This window comes from Mesorhizobium sp., from assembly GCF_041661565.1.
GTDB lineage: Bacteria > Pseudomonadota > Alphaproteobacteria > Rhizobiales > Rhizobiaceae > Mesorhizobium.
Map to the genome: position 1 here is coordinate 1 of NZ_JBAZUD010000113.1, position 17,696 is coordinate 17,696.

Sequence of the window (17,696 nt, forward strand, 5' to 3'; positions counted from 1 at the left end):
GCCGACGCCGTCGTCGTTGCCGAGCCGGAACCCGCTGAATACGTCAAGATCTGCGACGTCTACGGCGCTGGCTACTTCTACATTCCCGGCACCGAAACCTGCCTGCGCGTCGGCGGCTATGTCCGCGAGGACATCGGCGTGGGCGACGCCGGCTCGTTCGATGGCGTCAACCACGTTCAGGATCACATGAACGGCGGTGACGACCATTCTTCCTACTGGAAGCAGACCCGTTTCACGCTGAAGACCTGGACCGGTCAGGAGACCGAACTCGGCACCTTGAAGACCTATACCGAGTACCGCATCAATTTCGGCAATAGCTACGGCGACTATGGCACTCCTGGTCTTGCCGGCAACACCGCGCCGAACCCCAACTTCGGCGGCGATGGTTGGCAGGCACGCAACAAGAACAGCGCGCTGGAATTCGCCTACATCCAGCTCGGCGGCCTGCGGGTCGGTGCTGACGAGTCGGCCTTCGATACGTTCATCGGCTATGCCGGCAACGTTATCAACGATACGATCGTCCCCTACGGCAACTTCCAGACAAACGTCATCCAGTACTACTTCGATGCCGGCAACGGCCTCTCGGCGGTGGTTTCGTTGGAAGAAGGCTCGGGTGAAGTCGGCACCATCGACAGCTATGTTCCGCATGTGGTCGGCGGTCTGAAGTGGACGCAGGGCTGGGGCGCCATCAGCGGCGTCGTCGCTTATGACAGCAACTACGAAGAGGTCGCTGGCAAGGTTCGCCTGGACGTGAACGTCAACGACGCCCTGTCGCTGTTCATCATCGGCGGCTACGGCAGCGACAACAACCTGAACGACAGGACCAACAACATCGACGCGCTGGGCCGCGGCTTCTACAAGCAGTGGGGCGGCAACTGGGCTGTGTGGGGCGGTGGCACCTACAAGTTCAACGAGAAGACCTCGTTCAACCTGCAGGCGTCGTATGACGACTGGAAGGACATCGGCGTCGCGGCGAACGTCGCATACACGGTCGTTCCGGGCTTCACGGTCACGGCCGAAGTCGACTGGCAGCGGGTCGGCCAGGACGCCATCGACAATCAGTCGGTCTGGGTCAACGCGACCAAGAAGAACAACGTTGGCGGCCTGCTCCGCTTCCAGCGCGACTTCTAGTCAATTTCGCCTTGGCGAAATCGAAACCCGGCGGGTAACCGCCGGGTTTTTTGTTGGCTCGCCAAACATGAACCCGACTGTCTATCCGAAGCCTATCAACCGGAAGCCAAGTTCGTCGCCTGGCCGCACATCCAAGGTCGCGTGCGCTCGATCGCGTGCGACCCCTTGCGATCAATCCTCGGCCAGATTGCCCAAAGCCTCGACCAGCGGCGTAATTGCGCTGCCGTAATTCTTCCAGCGCCTGACCGATGATTTGTAGATCGGTTGGCGAACCTGCCAGCGGCTGAACGTGTTCACCGAGCCGCCCTTGTCGAAGAATCGCAGGCAGGCGTCATCCCAAGTCAGGCCCAGATGGTTTATCAGGCGGCGCGACTGCCCTTCCTGATCGGAAACCATGTCTTCATAGCGAGCCAGCAGGATCTGACCGGGAAAGACTTCGTCCCAATGACGCATGAGCCGGTCGTACTCGCGATAATACAGCCCGAGCGTATGCAGATCAGCGTTGTAAGCATTGTCCTCATTGAAACTCAGGAAATAACAGGAGAGGCAATTGTCGATGGCGTCGCGACGGCAGTGAATGATGCGGGCCCTGGGGAACAGCAACTTTATAAGACCGACAAGCTCGAAATTATGAGGCAGCTTGTCGACGACCCGCCGGGCGTTGGGTGACCTCTGCCTGATGTGGGAGAGATAGTCTTCAGCCAGCGACTTCGACTGATCCACCGTCATGTCCAGAATCGCGCGTCGCAATTCCTCTGGGGACTGCGTCCTGGGGGCAAGCCTGTTCGTGATGCGACGGAGCTTTGTCAGTTCGCCGGCGCCATGGACGTCGGGATGGCTCGCGCAGACCTGTTCTGTCAAAGTGGTGCCAGAACGCGGCATGCCAAGGACGAAGACGGGCACTTCCGACGCGCTCCCGTGATCCGCCTTGGCGGCCAGCATTTCGGGGCTGAACAGGTCGATCATGAAATCGATGCCGCGGCGGTGAGCGTTCATGTCGAATTGGCGCGTCGAAAGCTTTTTCCCTTGCTGGAAATGGTTCATCGCCTCGTCGTAGCGCCGAAGGTCATTGAGGACCTTCCCCGCCGCATAGTGAAGCTTCTGCACACTCTTCTGATCAAGCGCCGGATTTTTCAATTCAGCCAGGATGGATTTCAATTCCTCCGGCTCTTCGACGAATTTTTGGATGCTGACCAGGCCCTCATATGCGGACGCGATATCGAAACGACGGGCAATCGCCTCTTTCATGTAGTTTGTCGCCTCGTCCATACGGCCGAGGCTTACAAGCGCATTGCCCAACCCCATTCGAACAAGAGAATGGCGGCCATTGATTTTCAACGCTTTCTCATAAACCGGCACCGCGAGATCGGCCTTGCCGAATTCGGTATAGGCACGGCCCAGTGCGCAAAGCCCCTCGACCCAGCCAGGCTTAAGGTCACAAGCAAGCTTGAAATGCCTGATGGCATCCGCGTGCTCCCCGACCTTCAAAAAGGTTTCACCCAATGTCAGGTGGTATTGCGGATTACCAGGCGCCGCCTCCACCGCTCGCTCGAAGCGGCGAATGGCCATCTCGTCGTCCAGATCGAGCGCAAAGGTCCCCAGCAAATACAAGGCCAGCGGATGTCGCGGGGTGCGAGCCAGTACGCGTTGGCATAGCGCTTCCGCTTCCGAGAGCCGGTTTGCCTGCTGAAGCTGGAGTGCCTGCCTGAGCAGGGCGTCGTCGGTCTGCGCGGGCGATAGAAGGGTGGATTTCGGTTGCGTATTTTTCGGAGGTACGACCTTGGGTCCGGACGATGTTTTCAGGTGCTTGGACCATGCGGGCGGCAGTCGACTGTTCATGACCCATTGTTAGCAAAAAAAGCCCAGCGAATCCATCAAATGCCGGTTTTTCGGTTGCGTCCCAGAAGAAGGTATCGCATTGGCGGCAAGGCGTTGGCGTGAGCCTATAGAGAGCATTTTCGAAAGGAATAGGGCTGCCAACCTGATCGCTTAAAGGTCCGCCAGGTCGCCCAAGGCATCGATCAGGGGCTGGATCTCGCTTTCGTAATTCTTCCAACGCTTGACAGACGATTTGTAAATTGGCTGACGGACCTGCCAGCGGCTGGGCGTGTTGACCGAACCGTCCCTGTCGAAAAAGCGCAGGCAAGCGTCATCCCAAGGCAGGCCGAGATACTCGATGAGCCGGCGTGATTGCGCTTCCTGGTCCTCAACCAGCGCTTCGTACCGATTTTCGAAGATAAGGCCCGGAAAAACCTCGTTCCAATGCCGCATCAGGCGATCATATTCGCGATAATACAGGCCCAGTGTGTGCAAGTCGGTATTGTAGCTGTGCCCTTTGTTGAAGCTGAGGACAAAGCAAGAGACGCAATTGTCGATGGCGTCACGACGGCAGTGAATGATGCGTGCCTTAGGGAAGAGAAGGCCGATTAGGCCGATCAGTTCAAAATTGTGAGGCATCTTGTCTACCACGCGAAGCGCGGCAGGCGCCCATTCCCGCAAATAGGACACATGCTCTTCGGCCAACGTTCTGGACAAGTCTTCCGTGACCGACATGATTGGTCGTTGCAAATCTCCAGCCGATGAGGTTTTGAGGCCGATTGCATTCGCAACTCGCCTTAATTTGTTAAGCTCCCCTGCCCCATGAACGTCAGGATGGCTGGCGCAGATCTGTTCCGTGAGCGTCGTCCCAGAGCGGGGCATGCCAACCACGAACACGGGCATCTCGGTAGAATTTCCATAGTGGGCCCTGGCTGCCAGAAACTCCGGCGTGAAGGTTTCAATCAGCGAATTGATCCAGCGCCGATACAGGTCAATATCGAACTGGTGGCCGGACGCCTGCTTCGCTTTCTTGAAATGGTCGAATGCCTCACTGTAGCGCTTGAGGTCGTTCAGCACCTTGCCGGCAGCTTGATGAAGCCTCTCTGCGCCGTCCGAATCAAGCCTGGGGTTGCCCAGTTCGCGGAGGATGGATTGGAGTTCCTCAGGCTCTTCGGTGAACTTTTGCGTCTGCACAAGGTCGTAGTAGGCAGCCGGCATGTCAATGCGACGTTTGATTGCTTCTTTCAGATGAATGGCGGCTTCCTCCATGCGCCCGAGGCTGCTGAGCGCGCTGGCCAGGCCGGTCCTCACCTTGGGATGATCGCGGTCGATCTTCAGTGCCTTCTCATAAAGCGGTAGTGCCATGTCGGGTTTGTCAAACATGGTGTAAGCGCGCGCCAATCCACAAAGTACGTCGATAAGACCGGGCTGCAGTTCCAGGGCATACTGCATATGCTTAATGGCCGACGAATATTCGCTGACCTTCACATAGGCCTCGCCCAGGCTGAGGTGGTAGTAGGCATTTTCAGGCTCCTCGCCGACCGCGCGAGCGAAATATCGCAAGGCCATCTCATCATCATAGCGCTGGTACAGGGTCCCCAGTATGTACAGAGCGAGCGGATGGTTTGGCGTGCGCTCCAGAACTTGAAGGCACAGATCCTGGGCCTCGTCGAGCCGGTTTTCCTGCTGAAGCTGGTACGCCTGCTTCAGCAGAGCGTCATCTGCCTGTGCACGAGAAAGCGTCTGAGCTCGCGAAATCACGCTAGATTGCCGTGGATTCACCAACGGAATCTTCGCCTTTGGCGCAGGCCCGGGTTTGATGTGCTTCGACCAGGCAGGGGGGAGTCTGTTTGTCATGATGCCTCGCTAGCAAAAAGAGCTGCAGGAATCCAGCGTGTGCCGTCGCCACCAGGACTGTAGCTTGCATGGCCAACCCCGCCGCGCTAGCAAGAAGCCGATCTTCAAGCGAGCTTCCCATGCATCAGCGCCCTGCCCTCACGCCTCTTATCGCAGCGCTTCCCTCGACGGTGCCGTTTGTCGGACCCGAGGCCCAGGAGCGAGAGAGTGGACGCGCCTTTCGCGCCCGCATCGGTGCCAATGAGAGCAGTCTCGGTCCCTCGCCACGCGTCATCGAGCGCATGGCGGGTATCGCCCGAGACATGTGGATGTACTGCGATCCCGACAACCATGACCTGAAAGTCGCGGCTGCCGCGCATCACGACGTGAAGGTCGAGAACATCGTTGTCGGCGAAGGCATCGATGGCCTGCTCAGCCTGGTCGCGCGCATGTATGTGGCGCCCGGCGACGCCGTGGTGACGTCGCTGGGGGCCTACCCGACCTTCAATTTCCATATTGCCGGCGTCGGCGGGCGGCTCGTGACCGTGCCTTACGAGAATGATCGGGAAAGCCTCGATGGCCTTCTCGATGCGGTGCGCAAGGAAAAGGCGCCGCTGGTCTATCTTTCCAATCCGGACAATCCGATGGGCAGTTGGTGGGAAGCGGACGAGATCATCCGCTTCATCGAGGCGTTGCCAGAAACCACCATGCTGGTTCTCGACGAGGCCTATGGCGAACTGGGGCCGGCCTCGGCTTTGCCACCGATCGATACCTCGCGTCCGAACGTCATCCGCATGCGCACCTTCTCGAAGGCCTACGGGCTGGCCGGCATACGCTGCGGCTACGCGGTCGCGGAGGCGCAGGTGATCCGCGACTTCGAGAAGATCCGCAATCACTACGGCGTCAGCCGCATGGCGCAAATCGCCGGCGTCGAGGCGCTCGCCGATCAGGATTATCTGCGGGACGTGGTGGCACGGGTGGCGGCCGGCCGCCGGCGCATCGCTGATATCGCCGATCAGAACGGGCTGAAGCCGCTGGCATCGGCGACGAATTTCGTCACCATCGATTGCGGTCGCGATGGCGCCTTCGCGTTGAAAGTTCTGCAGGGTTTGCTGTCGCGCGACGTGTTCATCCGCAAGCCGATGGTGCCGGTGCTCGACCGTTGCATTCGCGTCAGCGTCGGCCTCGACCACGAGCTCGACATTTTCGCCGAGGAACTGCCGGGCGCGCTGGCCGCAGCGCGCGGGAACTAGGAATCCCGTCCTCGCATCAGGCGACTTTCATAGATCCAGCACCCAGGTCTGGCCGGTCAGGTCCTTGCCGAAACTGTGGTGATGGTCCTCCGACACGAGCCTGAAACCGGCCCGCTCGTAGATCGCGCGCGCCGCGACGAGAATGTCGTTGGTCCATAGCACCAGCCTGACGTAGCCGCAGGCGCGGGCCTGGTTCACGCATTGCGCGACCAGGCGCTTGCCGACGCCCATGCCGCGTGCCGAGGCCTCGACATGCAGCATCCTCAGCTTTGCCACTTCGTGGTCCTGGTGGACCAGGAACACCGCGCCGACAGGCTCACCGCCAATTTCGGCGATCCAGCAGAAGTCGCGGCCGGGCACGAAGTTGCGGATGAAATCGGCGCCAATCTCGGCAAGCATCGCTTCGAACTCGATGTTCCAGCCATATTCGACGGCGTAGAGCCGGGCTTGCCGCTGCACGACCCAGCCGACATCACCGACGCGATGCGGCCGCAGCGTCACCGCCTCCTCCTCGCGGGCTGGATCGCCCAGCAATGTCCCAACCTTGCGCAACGCAGCACCCAGTTCATCCAGCCTGTCTTCGGGCACGTTTTCGATCAACCGCGCCGTGTCGCGATCGGCCGCGGCCTGCAGGGCCGCGAGCGCTGCCTCGCCCTTGGGTGTCAGGGAGAGAATTCTTCGGCGCCGGTCGGCCGGATCGGTTCGCGCTTCGGTCAGCCCGATATCCGCGAACTTCCGCAGGATGCGTGTCAGATACGCTGCATCGACGCGCAATTGCGCAGCGATTTCGGAGGCCGTGGGACGGCTTGGAAGCCCGGCGGTCGGCGCGACCGGACCGCTGTCGTGGCCGAGTTCGAAAAGCACACGCGCTTCGGTCAAGGTGAATGCGCTCTGGCCCAGGGTGTGGTCGAGAAGACCGACCGTGCGAGTGTAGAATCGGTTGAAGTGGCGGATGCGCGCCACCAGCGCCTCGCGTTCGTCCAACATGGTATACGGACCGCTTCAAACGACCCTAGCGTCAATCAATTACTGGACTGAGTCAACCGTTTTTGACTTCGCGTTCCCCAGATCGCGGGAAAGCCTTGAATTAAATAAACGTTTGTTTTATTAATTCGGAGAGGCAGGAGGTTAAGGATGGCGCGGACGACCGGATCCGATGGAGAAAAGACCGAGTCAGCCATCCGCGAGGCAGCGGTCACCCTGATGGCGCGTTACGGCTACGAAGCGATGTCGATGCGGCAGCTCGCCGCCGAAGTCGGCGTTCAGGCAGCCGCCCTCTACCGCTATTTTCCGACCAAGGAAGACCTTCTGTTCACCCTGATGCGCGAACATATGGAAGGCCTGATCCAGGCATGGGATTCTGCCAGGCCGGTCAATGCAAGCCCGGCACAACGGCTCTCGGCCTATGTCGAAAATCACATCGCGTTCCACATCGAGCGCAGGCACGCCACGCATGTCTCGAACATGGAGCTGCGCAGCCTGTCGCCCGAAAGGCTGACACGTATCCTGCGCATGCGCACGGCTTACGAAAAGGAACTGCGCGCCATCCTGCGCGACGGCGCCGAAGCTGACGTCTTCAGCATCGACGACACCGGACTGACGGCCATGGCGCTCATCCAGATGATGACCGGCGTGATCGTCTGGTTCCGGCCGGGCGAAAGGCTGTCGATCGCCGAAGTCACGGCGACATATCTTTCGATGACAATGCGCCTGGTCGGCGCGAGAATGGAAACCGAGGAGGCACGGCATGTACACGAACACGCTCAGCTTCGGGCATGACGAGGATATCGAGGCGCTGCGAGACCTGGTGCGCCGGTTCGCCCAGGACAGGATCGCGCCGATCGCCGCCGACATCGATCGTTCGAACGAATTCCCCGCGCATCTCTGGCGCGAGCTCGGCGCGCTCGGTCTGCTCGGCATAACAGCCAACCCGGAATTCGGCGGAAGCGGCATGGGCTATCTCGCCCACGTGATTGCCGTGGAAGAGATTTCCCGCGCTTCCGCCTCCGTCGGCCTGTCCTATGGCGCCCACTCCAATCTCTGCGTCAATCAGATCAACCGCTGGGCGACACCGGCGCAGAAGGAGAAATATCTCCCTGCCCTGTGCTCGGGCGAAAAGGTCGGCGCGCTGGCAATGTCGGAATCCGGCGCCGGCTCCGACGTCGTGTCGCTCAAGCTGCGCGCCGAAAAGCGCAATGACCGCTATGTGCTGAACGGCACCAAGATGTGGATCACCAACGGTCCCGACGCCGGAACGCTGGTCGTCTACGCAAAGACCGACCCGGAGCGCCATTCACGCGGCATCACCGCCTTCATCGTCGAGAAGACGATGCCAGGCTTCTCCGTGGCTCAAAAACTCGACAAGCTTGGCATGCGTGGCTCCAACACCGGCGAACTTGTGTTCGAGGATGTCGAGGTGCCCTTCGAAAACGTGCTGCACGAGGAGGGGCGCGGCGTCGAGGTGCTGATGTCCGGCCTCGATTACGAGCGCACCGTGCTTGCCGGCGGCCCGATCGGCCTGATGGCGGCGTGTCTCGACGTGGCGATCCCTTATGTGCACGAGCGCAAGCAGTTCGGCCAGCCGATCGGCGAGTTCCAGCTGGTGCAAGGCAAGCTGGCCGACATGTACACGGTGATGAACGCCGCGCGCGCCTACGTCTATGCCGTCGCCGCCGCTTGCGACCGCGGCCAGACGACCCGCAAGGACGCCGCCGGTTGCGTATTGTTCGCCGCCGAAAAGGCAACGCAGATGGCGCTCGACGCGCTGCAGCTGCTCGGCGGCAATGGCTACATCAACGACTATCCGACCGGCCGCCTGTTGCGCGATGCCAAGCTCTACGAGATCGGCGCCGGCACCAGCGAGATCCGGCGCTGGCTGATCGGGCGCGAGATCATGGCTGAGAGGGTTTAGAATGGCCGTCCTGCAGACCCAGCTATCCCCCTCGTCCGATACGTTCCGCGCCAATGCAGAACGCATGCGGGCGCTGGTAGTCGACATCGCCGACAAGGCGGCAATCGTAGAGCGCGGCGGATCGGAGGAGGCACGGGAACGCCATGTTTCGCGTGGCAAGCTGCTGCCGAGAGAGCGTCTTGCGCAACTGCTCGACACCGGTTCGCCCTTCCTCGAGGTCGGCCAGTTCGCGGCGTGGTCGATGTATGGCGAGGAGATTTCTTCCGCCGGCATGATCGCCGGCGTCGGTCGCGTCGAAGGCACCGAGGTCATGATCGTTGTCAACGACGCCACGGTCAAGGGCGGGACCTACTACCCGTTGACCGTGAAGAAGCATCTGCGGGCGCAGGAGATCGCCATGCAGAACAATCTGCCTTGCATCTACCTGGTCGACAGCGGGGGCGCCAACCTGCCCAACCAGGACGAGGTGTTCCCGGACCGCGAGCATTTCGGCCGCATCTTCTACAACCAGGCGAACATGTCGGCAGCCGGGATCCCGCAGATCGCCTGCGTTATGGGGTCGTGCACGGCTGGCGGCGCCTATGTGCCGGCGATGTCGGACGAAACGATCATGGTGCGCAACCAGGCGACCATTTTCCTCGGCGGCCCGCCGCTGGTGAAGGCCGCCACCGGTGAGGACGTCAGCGCCGAGGAGCTAGGCGGCGCGGATGTGCATACAAGGCTGTCCGGCGTTGCCGACCACTATGCGCTGGACGACGACCACGCGCTCGCCATTTGCCGGCGTATCGTCAAGAACCTGAATCGGAACAAGGTCGTAAGCCTGAACTTACACAAAGCGATTCCGCCGCTTCATCCGGAGGATGAATTGTATGGCATCGTGCCGACCGACCCGCGCCAGCCCTATGACGTGCGCGAGGTGATCGCGCGCATCGTCGACGGTTCCGAGTTCGACGAGTTCAAGCAGAACTACGGCGCCACGCTGGTCACGGGATTTGCCCATCTCCACGGCATGCCGGTCGGCATTATCGCCAACAATGGCGTGCTGTTCTCCGAAAGCGCGCTCAAGGGCGCGCACTTCATCGAAATCTGCTGCCAACGCAAGATCCCGCTGATTTTCCTGCAGAACATCACCGGCTTCATGGTCGGCAGGAAATACGAGGCCGGCGGCATCGCCAAGGATGGCGCCAAGCTGGTGATGGCGGTCGCCACGGCCAAAGTGCCGAAGGTGACCGTTATCATCGGCGGTTCGTTCGGCGCCGGCAATTACGGCATGTGCGGCCGCGCCTACTCGCCGCGCTTCCTGTGGATGTGGCCGAACGCCCGCATCTCGGTGATGGGCGGCGAACAGGCGGCGACGGTGCTCGCCATGGTCAAGCGCGAAGGCATCGAGCGCAAGGGCGGCGAGTGGAGCGCGGAGGAGGAAGCGAAGTTCAAGAAGCCGATCCTGATGAAGTACGAGCATGAAGGCCATCCGCTCTATTCATCCGCGCGCCTGTGGGACGACGGCATCGTCGACCCGGCGAAGACGCGCGACGTACTGGCGCTCAGCCTGTCGGCGGCGCTCAACGCCGAAATCGAGGACACGCGCTTCGGCGTGTTCAGGATGTGAGATGGTCGATCGCGCGCGAATCCAGGTTCATACAGGCGACATCACCAAACCGGTCGTCGACGCCATCGTGAACGCCGCCAATATCTTGCTGCTCTGTAGCCGCGGGGTCAACGACGCTATCCACCGCGCGGCAGGCGGCGTCATTTTCCGATGCTTCGGTCAGCGCCTGTCGGAACTATACTGGCAGGCCGTTGCTGCTCTTCAAGAGGGCTGATCAACATGGACCAACAGATTCATCAGCAAAGGCCATTCGGAATCCCAGAAACCCAACTGGCGGCTAGGAAAAATATTCGCTACTGCTTGTCTTGCGGAATGCAATGGGGACAGGGTGGAAATGGAACTGAAATACTGCCGAGGCGCGGCCGCCTTGATACTTGCAAACTTACTAATATTCGCGACCGCTGGTGCCAGTCCTGCGGAATCGCTCGCGGGAAGCAAGGGAGACGTGCGTTTTTCGGCAACCCGAGGCTCCGATCCGAAGAGCGAATGCAACGTTGCCTACAAAGCCTATATCGCGGCGGGCGGTCATTCGGCCTACGCCACGACCTTCTATTCGCGCGTTGTCGACCTCTACATAATCTGCGGTTCCAAGCTCAACGCGCCGTCGCAGAAGGCAGCGGAAGATTGGGCTTTGCGCGCCTGCCAGGCGGGCTTGAAGAAATGGAAGGTCAAGACTGCAAGCGGCGGTTGCGCGATCGCGGCATCAAAATAGGCAGGCGCCTGCCGGACTGGCGCCGCCCGAGGCACACCCGGGAGGCTCCATGTTCGCCAAGATCCTGATCGCCAATCGGGGCGAGATCGCATGCCGTGTCATTCGCACGGCACGAAAGCTCGGCGTTCGCACCGTCGCCGTCTATTCAGATGCCGACGCAAAATCCCTGCATGTCGAGATGGCCGACGAGGCGGTGCATATCGGCGCCTCGCCGGTCGGCGAAAGCTATCTGCGCGGCGACAAGATCATTGCCGCCGCACTTGCCACCGGCGCCGGCGCCATTCACCCCGGCTATGGCTTCCTGTCGGAAAACCCCGATTTCGTCGACCAGGTCGTGGCGGCGGGGCTGACCTTCATCGGCCCTTCTGCCGCTTCGATCCGTGCCATGGGGCTGAAGGACGCCGCCAAGCGGCTGATGGAAAAGGCCGGCGTGCCGGTGGTGCCAGGCTACCATGGCGAGGCCCAGGAGATCGTTCTGCTTGCTTCCAAGGCGCGCGAGATCGGCTATCCCGTGCTGATCAAGGCACGTGCCGGGGGCGGCGGCAAGGGTATGCGCCGCGTCGAACAGCCAGACGATTTTTCCGAGGCCCTGTCGGGGGCCCGGCGCGAGGCCAAGGCCGCGTTCGGCGACGACCGGGTGCTGGTCGAGAAATATGTCGACAAGCCACGGCACATCGAGGTGCAGGTGTTCGGCGATGTCTTCGGTAACGTTGTGCATCTCTACGAGCGCGACTGCTCGGCCCAGCGGCGCCACCAGAAGGTGATCGAGGAAGCCCCTGCCCCCGGAATGACCGAAGCGTTGCGGGAGGCGATGACCGACGCCGCGGTAAAGGCGGCCAAGGCGATCAACTATTCCGGCGCCGGCACAATCGAGTTCATCGTCGATGCCTCGCAAGGTTTGAAAGCCGACCGCTTCTGGTTCATGGAGATGAACACCCGCCTGCAGGTCGAGCACCCGGTCACCGAAATGATCACCGGCATCAATCTGGTCGAATGGCAGTTGCGGGTCGCCAGTGGCGAAAGGCTGCCGAAGGCGCAAAGCGAGATCACGTTCGCCGGCCATGCCTTCGAGGCGCGCGTCTATGCCGAGGATGCCGCCAAGGGGTTCCTGCCTGCAACAGGCACGCTGCACCATCTGAAATTTCCGGAGACATCGCCCGACGGCGCCACCTTGCGCGTCGAGACCGGGGTGCGGGCCGGCGATGCCGTTTCGCCCTATTATGACCCGATGATTGCAAAGCTGGTTGTCCATGCGAAGGACAGGCCGACGGCGCTGGAGGCGCTGGGTGAAGTGCTGGCTCGCACCGAGATCGCCGGCTCGACGGTCAACACCGCCTTTCTCGCCGCTCTTGCCGCAGACCCGGACTTTGCAGCGGGCGACGTCGACACCGGCCTGATCGAGCGGCATCGGGAGACACTGACCGCCGTCCCGCCACCGGACGGTGAAATAGTCGCGGCGGCTGCCCTTGCGGCCTCAGGCGCGCAAGCACCCCCATCGGACGACCCATGGTCGGCCCTTGCCGGCTATGCCCATTTCCACAGCGTGGCGCGGCGCACGCATTTGAGCCATGGCGAGATCGAAATCGCGGCGCGTGTTACGGTGCGACCGGATGGCCGTTTCGGGGTGACGCTCGAAGCGCCGTATGAGAGCACCAACTCACACGATTTTCGTGCCGTGCCTCGCTGCGCCCGCTGGCCGGGCCACATTACGGTGTTCGAAGGCGCGGTCGGCTACACCTTCGCCGTACCGGATCCGCTGGCACGGTCCGATGAGGCGCAGGCAGGCTCCGGCAGTCTGCGGGCGCCGATGCCGGGGCTGGTAAAGCTAGTTCGCGTGGCTGTTGGCGACGCCGTGACGAAGGGCCAACCGTTGCTGATCCTCGAGGCGATGAAAATGGAGCACACCATCGTCGCGCCGCATGATGGAGTCATTGCCGACATCGCGATGGAAGGCGCGCAGGTTACCGACGGCACCGTGCTGGTGGGCTTTCTCGAAGAACCTGTGGCATAGTGGACAGATGGTCGCTCAATCGAGCGATGAGAGCGTCGACGATTTCAGGTTGATCACGCCGCGGCTGAAAGGCTGATGGCTATGCCCGACATCCGAACGGTCAACGCGTCCAACCCATTGTCATAAATCCGCGTGAGCACGCCTTCAGCGGCGGTGGCTCGCTGGGATGTGCAACCGAGCAGATCGCGCCCACCCAAGCTCGCCGGGGTGCCAGCTTTACGATCCCAGACAGCCCAGGTGCCGCCTGCTTCGATGTGACAGTAAAATCTATGTTGGTTATTTTCCATGGGAGTTAAACCCGCGAGACGGGTTTCGGCTCCTCAATGTCGCTCCAGATGGTTAATCCCGCTGCGTTGTGCGCGCTTTTGGCTGGTAACCGTCTAGCCCGGATTATCCACATATACGATCCCTCAAGAGAATGGCCGGGACGAACCCGGCCATTCCATGCGTCTGGTCGTCGTGGCGACGTCAGCGATTACTGCGCGATCGGCGCGTACTTGCCGTCATGCCACTGGTTAATGTCGTAGCTGGCGTTCTTCAGGTCGCCCTTCTCGTCGAAGGTGACGTCACCGACAACCGTGCTGATCGGCGTGCCGTTCTTCAACGCTTCCGCCACCTTGGCCGGATCGTCGCTGCCGGCGCGCTTGATGCCTTCCGCGAAAGCCTGCACCACGGCATAGGAGAACAGCGTGAAGCCTTCCGGCACGAAGCCGCCTGCCTTGATCTTTTCGACGGCGGCCTTGGCTTCCGGCTTTGCCTGCGGATCAGACGGGAAGACGAACAGGGTGCCTTCGCCGGCCGGGCCGGCAACCTGCCAGAATTCAGGCGAGGCGATCGAATCAGGCATGATCAGCTGGAACTTGACGTTCTGCTCCGCCGACTGGCGCAGGATGAGGCCAGCCTCAGGGTGGTAGCCGCCGAAATAGACGACGTCCGCCTTCAGGTCCTTCAGCTTGGTAACGAGGGCGGAGTAATCCTTCTCGCCAGCATTGATGCCTTCATAGTCCACTTCCTTGAGGCCGTTGGCATTCATCGTTGCCTTGACGGCGTCAGCGACGCCCTGTCCGTAGGCGCTCTTGTCGTGCAGGACGACGACGTTCTTGCCAGCATATTTCTTGGCGATCCATGGGCCGATGAAGGCGCCCTGTGCATCGTCACGCGTGTAGAGACGCATGATCGTCGACCAGCCGGACTTCGCCGCCGCGTCGGTCAGCACCGGGTTCGAGGAGGCCGGGCTCATCATCAGGGCGGCGGCTTCGGCATAGACGGCGGATGCCGGGATGCTCGAGCCCGAGCAGGCATGGCCGTCGATGAACTTGACGCCATTGGCAACGATACGGTTGGCAACAGACACCGCCTGCTTGGGGTCACACTGGTCGTCCTCGATGTCGAGCTTGATCTGCCGGCCATCGACACCACCGGCGGCGTTGATCGCGTCGGCGGCGGCCTGTGCGCCCTGCTTGAACTGGTCACCGATGGTGGCGAGCTGTCCCGTCATCGGGCCGACCACCGAAAAGGTGAGGTCGTCGGCGAATGCGACTGGCGCGCTCATCATCAGGCCGAAAATGGCCGCGTTCAGAATACTCAATTTTTTCATTATGGAACTCCTCCACTCGCGCGTGGCCGCCCCGGCCCCGCTTCTTCCAGAGAGGCGGGACAATTTCATCCTTCGACGGGTCTGTCTAGGCGCATTGGAGCCACTCGATTGGGCCTGCAAGGCGTTGTCGGCGAAAAGCAAAAGCCGCGCCGGCCTTGTTCCGGCCGGTCGCGGCTTTTTTTGCCCGTCGAGCAATCTCCAGGCGCCCCCGCGCCTAAAAATCCCGCTCACCTGCCCCGTGTCCCGCACGGCTGGGTTCTTCGGCCCGCCGCGTTCTCTTTCTTGACGTCGTGACCGTCTTGCGCGGCCTTCAATTCCGCCGGGTCCGGCTGTCTATGCAGTCTTGATCCCGGAGCTTCCCTGTCTTCGATAGGCCTATCTGCGATTGGCAGATTTCAGTGCATCGTCATCCATTCGCGGGCTTCGCGCAGGGCCTTGGCAATCTCGGCCTTCGACATGGCGGCCGACAGTTCCGAGCGCACTTCCGCGGCGCGGGTGGAGCCTTTGATCGCCGCGATGTTGAACCATTTGTGGGCCGCAACGACGTCCGTCTCGCAATCGCGGCCGGTCGCGTACATCATCCCAAGTTCGAAAAGAATGTCGGCCTGGGCGGTTGCCCCCATGGCGCCGAAGCCTGCTTCAAGCATTTCAAAACGTGCCATTTTCAAATCCCCTGTTGTGGCCCTGTCCGGCTCCCGAGAGCTGCCTCCGTTTGTCTTGGCGGGCCGCTCTTTCGATGCTTTCGAGAATGCCGTGGAGGCTTGAATCCGCCGTTAAATGGCGTGCTTAATTTGAGGAAAACAAAGCTAAAACAAGAGGTAAACATCGAAATTCGTTAAGGATACGAAGCCCGCGATTCCGCCTGTTTGCTGAAAATTTGACGACAATTCTCGCCGTGCCTTGCAAGACTCCGCTAACCACGAGAGACAAAGGCGATGCGCCGAGCGTTTCATTTTCCGTTCGACGGGAGGCATCCGGAGCCCTGAAAAATCCCGAAGTCTTCCGCAGCGGCACCGCTTTTGTTTTGACTGGAGCTGGATTAGCTTACGTTTGCGTAAGCGGCGTGCGGAACATCCGGCCGGATATCAAAGGGAGGAAGACCATGTTTCGAAAGATATGCCTGGCCCTTGCGGCCACCTTGTTCATGGCGGGTGCGGCGTGGGCCGATCCGATCGAGGGCAACTGGAAGACGCAAGCCGGCGAGACCGCGGCCATCGGCGGCAACGGCACGTTTTCGATCACGCTCAAGTCCGGCAAATATGCCGGCAAGACCATCGGCTCGCTGAAAGCCGCCGGCGACAACAAATATGCCGGCAACATCACCGACCCTGCGAACGACAAGACCTATTCGGGCAAGGCGACATTGTCGGGCACTTCGCTGAAGATGAGCGGATGCGTACTCGGCGGGCTGATCTGCAAGAGCCAGACCTGGCACAAACTCTGAATTCCTCACATGGCGACATGAAACGGGGCCCCGACGGGCCCCGTTTTCATTTTACGGGTGCGTTCGCCGCGGCCTGGTCGCTTGCCGCCATGGGACTTGAGCAGGCCGCCTGCGAAAACCGTCAACCAATTTGAACCGAGGATGAACGCCGGCATCAGAGCCGGTTCAGTCGCTCTCGGTCATTCTCGCGCGTGTTGAAGGAGACACGTCGCAATGCTCGCTCGCCGCTTCACCATCGTCTGCCTGCTGATGAGCCTGTTTGGAATGTTCTTTGCCATCCTTGTCGCCGAGGCTGGCCGCCCGGCCCGCTCCTGGGACGAAGCCAGTTCAAAAATCTGCCGGATGAATTGCATGAACCATTTTCGTCATTGAAGCGACAAACCGAAGAGACCTCGAAAGAAAAGCAAAAGCCATGAACCTCATCGCCGCCAACGTCCACAAGACCCTTCGGCTTCTGCCGCGGGCGGCGCTTATCGTGATGGTTCTGGCCGCTCCGGTGCTGGCCGTACCGTTGATGCGTGCCGATGCCGGCGCGACGATCGACGCCCCCGCCATGAAGAAATCCGGGGTCGGCTTCGTGCTTCTGGTCAGCCTGCGGCGCGGTTGAATAAAACAAACCGCCTCGGTCGCCATTGGGAGCCATACCCCTCCCAACAGCCCGTCAGAACCTCTATATTAAGCCATGGAAAAGCGAATCTACCCCCAAGCCATCGAATCCGTGGTCATGCCTGAGCCTTTTGGCCGGCAGAGTTTCGACGATGCCGAAAAGGCCGTGGCGGCACTGCGGGTGCTCTACGATCGCAACACCACATTCTTGCGTGACGCCTTCGCTACCCTTGCTGCAGCTGGCGGGGACAATGGTAAGCGCTACCGCGCTTTCTATCCGGAAGTCGGCGTAACCACCAATTCCTTCACCCAGATCGACTCGCGGCAGGCCTACGGGCACATGCCGACGCCCGGGCATTTTTCCACCACCATCACCCAGCCCGGACTGTTCGAGAGCTACCTCGTCGAACAGTTGCGCCTGATCATGCGCAACCATGGCGTCGCGGTCACCGTTTCGGAATCGACCACACCCATACCGCTGCATTTCGCCTTCCTTGAAGGCACCCATGTCGACGGCGCGGCGGCGGAACGCATCAAGCGGCCAATCCGCGACCTGTTCGATGTGCCGGATCTCGATGGTACCGATGACCAGATCGCCAACGGCACCTTCGAAGTGGCATTCGGCGAAACAAGGCCTCTGGCGCCGTTCACGGCCCAGCGCATCGATTATTCGCTGCACCGCCTGTCGCATTATACGGCGACCACGCCGCAGCATTTTCAGAACTTCGTGCTCTTCACCAACTACCAGTTCTACATCGACGAGTTCGT

At 61.0% G+C, this 17,696-nt stretch carries 15 protein-coding genes and 2 pseudogenes; 12 read left to right on the forward strand and 5 right to left on the reverse strand.

Annotated elements, in window-relative coordinates:
• Positions 1 to 1,131 (forward strand): porin (locus WC739_RS18485; RefSeq protein ID WP_372954473.1); only part of this gene is annotated, 1,131 nt, incomplete at its 5' end.
• Positions 1,132 to 1,302: 171 nt separating this feature from the next.
• On the opposite strand, the gene WC739_RS18490 is transcribed toward WC739_RS18485, so the two are convergent.
• Positions 1,303 to 2,970 carry a sulfotransferase gene (locus WC739_RS18490; protein WP_372954474.1) on the reverse strand — a complete coding sequence of 556 codons (1,668 nt, stop codon included), beginning with the start codon at positions 2,968 to 2,970 and terminating at the stop codon, positions 1,303 to 1,305.
• Between the two features lie 150 nt (positions 2,971 to 3,120).
• The gene (locus tag WC739_RS18495; protein WP_372954475.1) at positions 3,121 to 4,806 is read right to left on the reverse strand and encodes a sulfotransferase; all 1,686 of its coding nucleotides are present in this window, start codon (positions 4,804 to 4,806) and stop codon (positions 3,121 to 3,123) included.
• Positions 4,807 to 4,925: 119 nt separating this feature from the next.
• Here WC739_RS18495 and WC739_RS18500 point away from each other — a divergent pair, with 119 nt between their 5' ends.
• Positions 4,926 to 6,038: a pyridoxal phosphate-dependent aminotransferase gene (locus WC739_RS18500; protein ID WP_372954476.1), complete on the forward strand. Its 1,113-nt coding sequence runs from the start codon at positions 4,926 to 4,928 to the stop codon at positions 6,036 to 6,038.
• A gap of 27 nt (positions 6,039 to 6,065) precedes the next feature.
• Here WC739_RS18500 and WC739_RS18505 read toward each other — a convergent pair whose 3' ends face one another.
• On the reverse strand, positions 6,066 to 7,025 hold the full coding sequence (locus WC739_RS18505) for a GNAT family N-acetyltransferase (protein WP_372954477.1): 960 nt from the start codon (positions 7,023 to 7,025) through the stop codon (positions 6,066 to 6,068).
• A gap of 147 nt (positions 7,026 to 7,172) precedes the next feature.
• On the opposite strand from WC739_RS18505, the gene WC739_RS18510 reads away from it, so the two are divergent.
• The 6 genes and pseudogenes from WC739_RS18510 (at position 7,173) to WC739_RS18535 (ending at position 13,281) form a co-directional block, all read left to right on the forward strand.
• Positions 7,173 to 7,817 carry a TetR/AcrR family transcriptional regulator gene (locus WC739_RS18510; RefSeq protein ID WP_372954478.1) on the forward strand — a complete coding sequence of 215 codons (645 nt, stop codon included), beginning with the start codon at positions 7,173 to 7,175 and terminating at the stop codon, positions 7,815 to 7,817.
• Positions 7,786 to 8,949 carry an isovaleryl-CoA dehydrogenase gene (locus WC739_RS18515; protein WP_372954479.1) on the forward strand — a complete coding sequence of 388 codons (1,164 nt, stop codon included), beginning with the start codon at positions 7,786 to 7,788 and terminating at the stop codon, positions 8,947 to 8,949. The genes WC739_RS18510 and WC739_RS18515 overlap by 32 nt, the downstream gene beginning before the upstream one ends.
• A 1-nt stretch (position 8,950) precedes the next feature.
• On the forward strand, positions 8,951 to 10,558 hold the full coding sequence (locus WC739_RS18520) for a carboxyl transferase domain-containing protein (RefSeq protein ID WP_372954480.1): 1,608 nt from the start codon (positions 8,951 to 8,953) through the stop codon (positions 10,556 to 10,558).
• Position 10,559: 1 nt separating this feature from the next.
• Positions 10,560 to 10,694 (forward strand): annotated as a pseudogene (locus WC739_RS18525) (O-acetyl-ADP-ribose deacetylase); the annotation flags it as partial.
• A 198-nt stretch (positions 10,695 to 10,892) separates the two neighbouring features.
• Positions 10,893 to 11,270 carry a hypothetical protein gene (locus WC739_RS18530; RefSeq protein ID WP_372954481.1) on the forward strand — a complete coding sequence of 126 codons (378 nt, stop codon included), beginning with the start codon at positions 10,893 to 10,895 and terminating at the stop codon, positions 11,268 to 11,270.
• A 49-nt stretch (positions 11,271 to 11,319) separates the two neighbouring features.
• Positions 11,320 to 13,281, forward strand: coding sequence for a biotin carboxylase N-terminal domain-containing protein (locus tag WC739_RS18535; RefSeq protein WP_372954482.1), 1,962 nt, complete (start codon positions 11,320 to 11,322; stop codon positions 13,279 to 13,281).
• 475 nt (positions 13,282 to 13,756) lie between these two features.
• Here the strand turns inward: WC739_RS18535 and WC739_RS18540 are convergent, their stop codons facing one another.
• Positions 13,757 to 14,878: an ABC transporter substrate-binding protein gene (locus tag WC739_RS18540; RefSeq protein WP_372954483.1), complete on the reverse strand. Its 1,122-nt coding sequence runs from the start codon at positions 14,876 to 14,878 to the stop codon at positions 13,757 to 13,759.
• Between the two features lie 395 nt (positions 14,879 to 15,273).
• Positions 15,274 to 15,540, reverse strand: a complete 267-nt coding sequence (locus WC739_RS18545; RefSeq protein WP_372954484.1) for an SEL1-like repeat protein — start codon at positions 15,538 to 15,540, stop codon at positions 15,274 to 15,276.
• Positions 15,541 to 15,980: 440 nt separating this feature from the next.
• Here WC739_RS18545 and WC739_RS18550 point away from each other — a divergent pair, with 440 nt between their 5' ends.
• From WC739_RS18550 to WC739_RS18565, 4 genes and pseudogenes are all read left to right on the forward strand, one after another.
• On the forward strand, positions 15,981 to 16,322 hold the full coding sequence (locus tag WC739_RS18550; RefSeq protein WP_372954485.1) for a DUF2147 domain-containing protein: 342 nt from the start codon (positions 15,981 to 15,983) through the stop codon (positions 16,320 to 16,322).
• 213 nt (positions 16,323 to 16,535) lie between these two features.
• Positions 16,536 to 16,694: a hypothetical protein gene (locus WC739_RS18555; protein WP_372954486.1), complete on the forward strand. Its 159-nt coding sequence runs from the start codon at positions 16,536 to 16,538 to the stop codon at positions 16,692 to 16,694.
• 40 nt (positions 16,695 to 16,734) lie between these two features.
• Entirely contained in the window at positions 16,735 to 16,929 is a 195-nt protein-coding gene (locus WC739_RS18560) for a hypothetical protein (protein WP_372954487.1), read from the forward strand.
• 75 nt (positions 16,930 to 17,004) lie between these two features.
• Positions 17,005 to 17,696: pseudogene (locus WC739_RS18565) on the forward strand (AMP nucleosidase); the annotation flags it as partial.